The 8,852-nt window shown below is 72.8% G+C and carries 6 protein-coding genes; 3 read left to right on the forward strand and 3 right to left on the reverse strand.

The window, feature by feature from the left end:
* Window positions 1–423 precede the first annotated feature (423 nt).
* On the reverse strand, window positions 424–972 hold the full coding sequence (locus VE614_RS07600; protein WP_324933946.1) for a MarR family transcriptional regulator: 549 nt from the start codon (window positions 970–972) through the stop codon (window positions 424–426).
* Between the two features lie 134 nt (window positions 973–1,106).
* Between VE614_RS07600 and VE614_RS07605 the strand changes: the two genes are divergently transcribed.
* Window positions 1,107–2,381, forward strand: coding sequence for an MFS transporter (locus VE614_RS07605; protein ID WP_324933956.1), 1,275 nt, complete (start codon window positions 1,107–1,109; stop codon window positions 2,379–2,381).
* Window positions 2,382–2,406: 25 nt separating this feature from the next.
* Here the strand turns inward: VE614_RS07605 and VE614_RS07610 are convergent, their stop codons facing one another.
* Both VE614_RS07610 and VE614_RS07615 read right to left on the reverse strand, forming a co-directional pair.
* Entirely contained in the window at window positions 2,407–4,068 is a 1,662-nt protein-coding gene (locus VE614_RS07610; protein ID WP_324933948.1) for an ATP-binding SpoIIE family protein phosphatase, read from the reverse strand.
* 245 nt (window positions 4,069–4,313) lie between these two features.
* Window positions 4,314–5,678: an NAD(P)/FAD-dependent oxidoreductase gene (locus tag VE614_RS07615; protein WP_324933950.1), complete on the reverse strand. Its 1,365-nt coding sequence runs from the start codon at window positions 5,676–5,678 to the stop codon at window positions 4,314–4,316.
* Between the two features lie 392 nt (window positions 5,679–6,070).
* On the opposite strand from VE614_RS07615, the gene VE614_RS07620 reads away from it, so the two are divergent.
* Both VE614_RS07620 and VE614_RS07625 read left to right on the forward strand, forming a co-directional pair.
* A complete protein-coding gene (locus VE614_RS07620; protein ID WP_324933952.1) occupies window positions 6,071–6,823 on the forward strand; it encodes a helix-turn-helix domain-containing protein in 753 nt (250 codons plus the stop codon).
* A 299-nt stretch (window positions 6,824–7,122) separates the two neighbouring features.
* Window positions 7,123–8,852: sigma-70 family RNA polymerase sigma factor (locus VE614_RS07625; protein WP_324933954.1), on the forward strand; the 1,730-nt coding region annotated here is incomplete at its 3' end.

Raw genomic sequence — 8,852 nt, forward strand, 5'->3', positions numbered from 1 at the left:
CCTTCGGTCTTGCGTTTCCGACTCTATCAGATCTTTTCTCGATCCGATTTCCTCGGTGCTTTCCAGGTTCCCGCTCTCGCGTTTCCCTTTCCGGCGGTTCCGACTCTATCAGATCCTTTCGGGCCTGACTCCCAGTCAGAGTGGGTTGTCCTCGCGGCCCTTGGGCCGTTCCGACGTCTCAAACTTTAGCGGATCCTCTCGGCGATTCCCAATCGGGCCGCCGAGTCCCGAATCGAATTGAATTCAGGCACGCCGAAATCAACCCGTCGGGAGATCTTGCTGGTTTGAGGTGCCGCTTGCGCGGCGGAAGGTGCCGTCGCAGAACCGTTCCGGCTCCGCGACAACCCGAAGAACTCTACGGATCCGACAGAAGGGTGTCAAGTGGCCCCTGTCAAGATCTTTTTGAGCGGCTCGGCGACCGCGTCAGTCCAGGTCGGAGAGGCGTCCGCCGGCGTCCGGCTGGGCGTGCTCCACCCGGCGCAGCAGCCGGGTCAGGACTTCGCCGAGGACGGCACGCTCCGCGGGGGTGAGGTCCTGGAGCAGGTCCTCCTCGAAGACGGTGGCGAGGCGCATGGCCTCCAGCCACTTCTCGCGGCCCTCCGTGGTCAGCTCCACGATCACCCGCACGCGGTTGTTCTCGTCCCGCTCCCGGGTGACCAGCCCCTCGGCGACCATGCGGTCGATCCGGTGGGTCATCGCGGCCGGGGTGAGGCCGAGGCGCTTGGCGAGGTCGCTGGGACCCATGCGGTAGGGCGCGCCGGACAGGACGAGGGCCTTGAGGACCTCCCACTCGGCGTTGCTGATGCCGAGGGCGGCGGTCTGGCGGCCGTAGGCGACGTTCATACGGCGGTTCAGCCGGGACAGGGCCGAAACGATCTTCTCGACCTGGGGGTCGAGGTCCTGGAACTCGCGCTGGTAGGCGGCGATCTGCTCTTCGAGGGTCGGCTCACTGACGCCGGGGGTGTCACCCATGGGCCGAAGTATCGCACGGAACCGCTTGGCGTCGAAGTCCTTCGACATGTACTCTTTAGCTTCGAAGTTTAGAGTCGAAGTCTTCACTCCTAACTTGTTCCTGCTGTCTGAGAGAGGTGAACGTGACCAGGGCGATGGGCGCTGCGATGCGCCGGATCCACGTGGGCAACGCACTCAGCGCGTTCGGGCTCGGCTTCACCGTCCCCTACCTGTACGTCTATGTGGCGCAGGTGCGGGGACTCGGTGCGGTGACGGCGGGGCTGGTCCTCGCCGTGTTCGCTGTGGCCGCGCTGATCGTGCTGCCGTTCGCCGGCCGGGCGATCGTGCGGCGGGGCCCGCTTCCGGTGCTGCAGACCGCCCTGGTCACGGCCGCCGTCGGTGCGCTGGGCCTGGGGCTCGCGGGCGGCGCGGTCACCGTGCTGCTGGCGGCGGCGCTGCTGGGTGCCGGGCAGGCCGTGATGCAGCCGGCGCTGGCGACGATGATCGTGGACTGCTCGTCGGCGGAGACGCGGTCGCGGGCGTTCGCGATGCAGTTCTTCCTGCAGAACCTGGGTCTGGGTGTCGGCGGTCTGATCGGCGGCCACCTCGTCGACACCACGCGGGTCTCCTCCTTCACTCTGCTGTTCGCGATCGAGGCGGCGATGTTCCTGTTGCTGGTCGCGGTGATGGCGTCGGTGCGGATGCCGCACTCGCCGCGGATCGAGGGCGCTCCGGCGCAGTCCGCCAAGGGCGGCTGGAAGCAGTTGATGGGCAACCGCGCGATGGTGCAGCTGTCCGTGCTCGGCTTCGTGCTGTTCTTCGCCTGCTACGGGCAGTTCGAGTCGGGGCTGAGCGCGTACGGCGTGGAGGCCGCCGGGATATCGACGTCCGCGCTGGGGACGGCGCTGGCCGCGAACACGGCGGTGATCGTCGTGGCCCAGTTCGCCGTGCTGCGGTTCGTGGAGCGGCGGCGGCGTTCCCGGGTGATCGCATGTGTCGGGCTGATCTGGGCCGTGGCCTGGCTCGCGGCCGGGTACGCCGGGCTGGGGCACGGCAGCCAGGAGATGGCCACGGCCGCCTTCGTCTCGACGTACGCGCTGTTCGGGCTCGGTGAGGCGATGCTGTCGCCGACCGTGGCGCCGCTGGTCGCCGATCTGGCGCCGGAGGGCATGGCCGGGCAGTACAACTCGGCGTTCGCCCTGGTGAAGCAGCTCGCCCTGGCGGTCGGCCCGGCGGTGGGCGGTCCCATGGGCGCCTCGCTGCACGCGCCGTACATCGTGACGTTCCTGCTGTTCTCGCTCGGCATCAGCGTCCTGGCGATACGCCTGGGCCGGCGTCTGACCGAGGCCCAGGACCACCCGTACCTCGCCCGGAGCCGGGTCGTCGCGCGGGCCGGCTCGGTGGCGGAGCCGGTGTCGGCCGAGGCTTGACTCCTGCCCAGGGGATGAGTCCCCCTCACCCCCTGGGCAGCGCGAACTCGCACCACACGGCCTTGCCGCCGCCCGGGGCCCGGCGGCATCCCCAGTTCGAGGCGATGGTCGCGACGATGGCGATGCCGCGCCCCGACTCGTCGCCGGGCTCCGCGCGGCGGCGGCGGGGGAGGTGGTCGTCGCCGTCGGTGACCTCGATGATCAGGCGGCGGTCGGTGCGGCGCAGGCGCAGACGCATGGGCGGGGTGCCGTGCTGAAGCGAGTTGGCGACCAGTTCGCTGGCGGCCAGGACGCCCAGGTCGTGCAGGTCCGCCGGGAAGCGCCAGCTGGTGAGGACACCGGAGGCGAAGGCCCGCGCGCGCGGGGCCGCCTCGACTCCGCCGAGGAGTTCCAGGGCGGCGTTGCGGAACAGCTCTGCGGCGGGGCCGGTGCGGGCCGGGTGCTGGAGGACGAGGACGGCGACGTCGTCGTCGTGGTCGGCGGTGACGCCGGCCGAGCGGACCAGGCGGTCGCAGACGACCTGGGGGGTGCCGGTGGCGCCGGCCAGGGCGTGTTCCAGGGCGGCGATGCCCTCGTCCAGGTCCGCGTCGCGGCGCTCGACCAGTCCGTCCGTATAGAGGACGGCGGTGGAGCCGGGGCCCAGGGCGATGGAGCCGGAGGCGTGCATCCAGCCGCCCGTGCCCAGCGGCGGGCCGGTGGGCTCGTCGGCGCGCTGGACGGTGCCGTTCTCGTCGCGGACGAGGATGGGCAGATGGCCGGCGGAGGCGTACACCAGCCGTCCGTCGTTGGGGTCGTGGACTGCGTAGACGCAGGTGGCGATCTGGTTGGCGTCGATCTCGGTGGCGAGGCCGTCGAGGAGTTGCAGGACCTCGTGCGGGGGCAGGTCCAGGCGGGCGTAGGCGCGCACCGCCGTGCGGAGCTGGCCCATGACGGCCGCCGCGCGGACACCACGGCCCATGACATCGCCGATGACGAGGGCGGTGCGGCCGCCGCCCAGGGTGATCACGTCGTACCAGTCGCCGCCGACGGCCGCCTCGGTGCCGCCCGGGTGGTAGGTGGCCGCGATGCGCAGGTCGTCCGGTTCTTCGAGTTCCTGGGGGAGCAGGGAGCGCTGGAGGGTGACGGCGGTCTCGCGCTGGCGGCGTTCGCTGGCGCGCAGCCGTTCGGCGGCCTCGGCGTGGTCGGTGACGTCGGTGGCGAAGACGAGCACGCCACCGCCGCTGTGGTCGCCCTCGCGGACCGCCGGGGTGCAGGTGAAGGTGTAGGAGCGGCCGTCGACGGCCTTGCGGGACTTCAGGGTGCGGGGCTTGCCGCTGCGCAGGACCTGGTCGAGCAGCGGCAGCAGGCCCAGTTCCCGCAGCTCGGGCAGGGCGTCGCGGGCGGGTTCGCCGGGCGGGCGGCTGCCGAAGGCGGCGGCGTAGGCCTCGTTGACGTAGGCCAGCCGGTGGTCGGTGCCGTGGACCAGGGCGACCAGGGCGGGCACCCGGTCCAGCACCTCGCGCACCGGCAGCTCGTCGACGGCGGGGACGGGCGGCGGCTCGTCGGTGAGGTGCTCGGCGCGGGCCGCGGGGACGGAGCCCTCGCCTCGGCCCTCGCTCCGCCGGTCCGGGGCGACCGTGGGTTCGGTCCGCGCTGCGGCGCGGCGCTGCGTTCCGGGGAGCCGGGCGCTCCAGCGCGTGAAGTTCACGAATCCTTGCCTCGTGTAGTCGTCGTCGGCCGGCTCCGGGCCCGGCGCGGTCCTTTGGGGGCGGCGCGGTGGTGACCGCGGGGGGCCACCGCCCCCGGGAAGTGCAGCACTTGGGAAAGCCTCGTGGGTTCGGCGGGCAGGGCGGGCGGGGGCCCGCTCCGTCGGCGTGGACCAGTCTGGCAGTGTGACCGACCGGACCGACATCCGTCAGACGCCCCGGTGGCCCGCGGAGTTCCTCGCTTCGGTCAGGACGACCCCTTCGGGTCGTACGGAGGTTTTCCCCCGGCCGCGAGTTCGAACTCCGCTCGGGGGTGTTCGAGTGATCCGAGCGAGACGATCTCCCGTTTGAAGAGGCCCGCGAGGGTCCATTCGGCCAGGACGCGCGCCTTGCGGTTGAAGGTGGGGACGCGGCTGAGGTGGTAGGCGCGGTGCATGAACCACGCGGGGTAGCCCTTCAGCTTGCGCCCGTAGACCTGGGCGACGCCCTTGTGGAGGCCGAGGGAGGCGACGGAGCCGGCGTACTTGTGGGAGTACGGCCGCAGGGGTTCGCCGCGCAGGGAGCGCGCGATGTTGTCGCCGAGGACCCTGGCCTGGCGGACGGCGTGCTGGGCGTTGGGGGCGCATTCGGTGCCGGGCGCGGCGGTGACGTCGGGAACGGCGGCGGCGTCGCCCGCGGCCCACGCGTGCGCGTGCCCCTCGACGGTCAGCTCGGCGGTGCAGCGCAGCCTGCCGCGCTCGGTGCGGGGCAGGTCGGTGGCGTCGAGGATCGGATGCGGTTTGACGCCGGCCGTCCAGACGACCGTACGGGTGGGGAACCGCTGCCCGTCGCTGAGGACGGCGACCCGGTCGGCGCAGGACTCCAGGCGGGTGCCGAGGAGGACCTGGATGTTGCGGCGGCGCAGTTCGGTGACCGTGTAGCGGCCCATCTCCTCGCCGACCTCCGGCAGGATGCGGTCCGAGGCTTCGACGAGGATCCACTTCAGGTCGTCGGGTGTGAGGTTGTGGTAGTACCGCGCTGTGTAGCGGGCCATGTCCTCCAGCTCGCCGAGCGCCTCCACGCCGGCGTAGCCGCCGCCGACGAAGACGAAGGTGAGGGCGGCGTCGCGGATCGCGGGGTCGCGGGTGGAGGAGGCGATGTCCATCTGCTCGATGACGTGGTTGCGCAGCCCGATGGCCTCCTCGACGGTCTTGAAGCCGATGCCGTGGTCGGCGAGGCCGGGGACGGGGAGGGTGCGCGAGACGGAGCCGGGGGCGAGGACGAGTTCGTCGTAGGACAGCTCCTCGGGGGGTGCGTCCTGTTCCTCGGTGGCGAGGGTGGTGACGGTGGCGGTGCGCTCGGCGTGCCGGATGGACCGCGCCTCGCCGACGATGACCCGGCAGTGCGGCAGGACACGGCGCAGCGGTACGACGACATGCCGCGGGGAGATGGAACCGGCGGCCGCTTCGGGGAGGAACGGCTGATACGTCATGTACGGCTCAGGGGTGACGACCGTGATCTCCGCCTCGCCCCGCCTCAGTTCAGCTCTCAGCTGACGCTGGAGGCGCAGGGCCGTGTACATCCCGACGTAGCCGCCGCCGACAACGAGAATGCGCGCACGTTCCTTCACCATCCCATGACGCACCCGGCGCCTGCGTTTGTCCACAGCCCCGGCAATTTGTGTGACCGCACGACTGGTACGCCCCGGTTGGCCGAATCACCGGCGTACGCGGAAGCACCGCAGGTCAGGGGGCGTAAGCCGGGTGACATATGGGGGTGCAATCGGGACGTATACGGCCCGTACTCCGATCGGGGGGCGCTCCGTGCGGAACCTGCCCCTTCTGAATTGACGGTCTCTCAACTATGTTCGTCTTTCGACGGGGTGCAGGGGGATGCTGCCTCTCGGGTCCGCGACGGGCGGGCTCGACCGGCTGGCTCACGACACGAGCCGGTTCCACCCGCCGCTCCGGCAACCAATGGCGGGGAGAGTCTCCGGGGGGAGACGTCATTACCGGGGGATTTCTTATGCACATTCAGGACTCTCGTTGGTCTTCCGCGTCGGCCATCGCATCCGGCGGCGCGGTCGGCGCGGCGGTGGGCAACGGACGCGGGGACGGTGCGCGGACCACACCGCTGCGCGTGGACGCACAGCGCAATCTGGAGCACGTACTGCGCGCGGCGCGCGAGGTCTTCGGCGAGCTGGGGTACGGCGCGCCGATGGAGGACGTGGCGCGGCGCGCCCGGGTCGGCGTCGGCACGGTGTACCGGCGCTTCCCGAGCAAGGACGTCCTGGTCCGGCGGATAGCCGAGGAGGAGACCTCCCGGCTGACCGACCAGGCGCGGGCGGCGCTCGGGCAGGAGGACGAGCCGTGGTCGGCGCTGTCCCGCTTCCTGCGGACGTCGGTGGCCTCGGGCGCCGGGCGGCTGCTGCCGCCGCAGGTGCTGCGGGTCGGCGTCGCCGAGGACGGCGGCGCGGGGCCGGACGAGGCGCGGGTTCCGCAGCAGCGGACCCAGCCCGGCGGCGGCGAGCTGCGGCTGGTGCCGGAGCACTCGGCCGTCGGGGACGACGCGGGCGCGGCGGCGCTGCTCGACGTGGTGGGCCAGCTCGTGGAGCGGGCCCGCGCGGCGGGCGAGTTGCGGCCGGACGTGTCGGTGTCGGACGTCCTGCTGGTGATCGCGACGGCGGCGCCCTCGCTGCCGGACGCGGCGCAGCAGGCGGCGGCCTCGGCGCGGCTGCTCGACATCCTGCTGGAGGGGCTGCGGTCGCGGCCGGTGTGACGGCCGCCTTCAGTGGCTCGATGGGGTGATGGGGGGCGTGGGCGCCGTGGTGCCCGCGCCCCTCCTCGTCCTCCCACGCTCCTGTCTGCGGGCATCTCGCGGCATCACCGGTGCTATGCCGACGTCGCCTCCGTGGGCGCCGTTGAGGCCTCCCCCAACGGGTGAGGGCCAGTACCGCGCCGCGGTGAGTCCCCTCGGACGAGTGGACGGCTCGTCCTACCGGGCTACGGCCGAAAACCGGTGTGGCACTCTGACCCGGTGGTCGGGACGGGTTGGGCTGGCGGCGGGGGCTTTCCGCGATGAGCGTCGACGGGCGGGACGAGTCACTGGGCGACGGTGAACCGGAAGCCGACGGTCCGGTTCCACTCCAGGTGCCCAGCCAGGGCGGACGCGCCGGCCACCCGGCACCCCGCCATCCGGTGTCCGGCCACCCGGCATCCGGCCGCCCGTCGACGGGCCTCCCCCCGGAGCGATCGGTACCGGCGCAGCGCGGCCGGCGCGACGACAGCGGGATCCTGTCGCCACCGCGCGAACTGCCGCCCTCCGACGCCGGACTCATCGACCGGATGCGGTCCGGTGACGACACGGCGTACGAGGAGCTGTACCGGCGCCACGCGGACGCCGTCCGCCGCTACGCGCGCACCTGCTGCCGTGACGCCCACACCGCCGACGACCTCACCGCCGAGGTCTTCGCCCGGATGCTCCAGGCGGTGCGCGGCGGCTCCGGGCCCGAACACGCCGTACGCGCCTATCTGCTGACCGGCGTCCGCCGCGTGGCCGCGAACTGGACCGGCTCCGCCAGGCGCGAGCAGCTCGTCGACGACTTCGCGCTGTTCGCCTCCCAGGCCGCGCGGATGTCCGAGGTGTCCGGCACGACGTCGTCGCTCGGCTCCTTCGGATCGGGCCTCGGTCTGGGCGCCGACCTGGGCGCCGACGTACGGGCCATGCACGAGGCCGAGCAGTCGCTGGCCATGCGGGCGTTCCGTTCGCTGCCCGAGCGCTGGCAGGCCGTGCTGTGGCACACCGAGGTCGAGGACGAGTCGCCGAGCGAGGTGGCCACACTCTTCGGGCTCGACGCCAACGGCACGCGGGTGCTCGCCAGCCGCGCCCGCGAAGGCCTCAGGCAGGCCTATCTCCAGGCCCATGTCAGCACCACCCTCGCCACCGACGAGGAGTGCGCCCGCTACGCCGACCAGCTCGGCACCTACGCCCGCCGCAAACTGCGCACCCGCGCGGAGCGCGGCCTGCGCAAGCACCTGGAGGAGTGCGCCAAGTGCCGGCTGGCGGCCAGCCAGATCGAAGAGGTCGCCAGCGGGATCCCCGCCGTGGTGCCGGTGGCCGTCATCGGCTGGTTCGGCGCGGCCGGGTACGCCAAGGCGGCCGGACTCATCGCGGGCGGCGCCGGGGCCGGGGCGGCGGGTGCCGCCGCCGCGGCGGGCGGCACGTCCGGCGGCGCGGGCGGGGCCGGCACGGGTGGTGCCGCCACCGAAGGGGTGGGGGCGCCGGTGAGGGCCGGTGTCGCCGCCGGGGTGGTGGCGGTGGCCGCCGCGGCCGTCGCGCTCGCGCTCGTGGGCGACGACAGCACGCCCAAGAAGCCGGTGGCGAAGCCGCCCGTGTCCGCGCCGACGCCCCAGCCGGAGCCGCCGTCCCCGGCCCCGTCACCGAAGAGGCCCGCACCGCGGCCCACGGTCATCGCGCCCGTGGCCGCCCCGTCACCGGTGCCGAGCCCCACCCCGACGCCCACGCCGACGCCGACCCCCACGCCCGAGCCGAGCCCGACACCCACCCCGACCCCGACTCCCCCGCCCGCGCCCAGCCCGACTCCGACGCCCACTCCACCGCCCGCGCCGGTGATCTACCAGTGGAACGAGCTGGCGTACGACGTCAGCGGCGACGGCACCGGGCCCGAGATGCGGATCGGCGAGAGCGGCTGGGTGTGGCAGCGGCAGGGCCTGTCGATCGGCGGTACGACGTACGCGCGCGGGGTGACCGTCCACAGCCGGTCCTCCGTCACCATCGACCTCAACCG

Source organism: Streptomyces sp. (assembly GCF_035645055.1).
GTDB lineage: Bacteria > Actinomycetota > Actinomycetes > Streptomycetales > Streptomycetaceae > Streptomyces.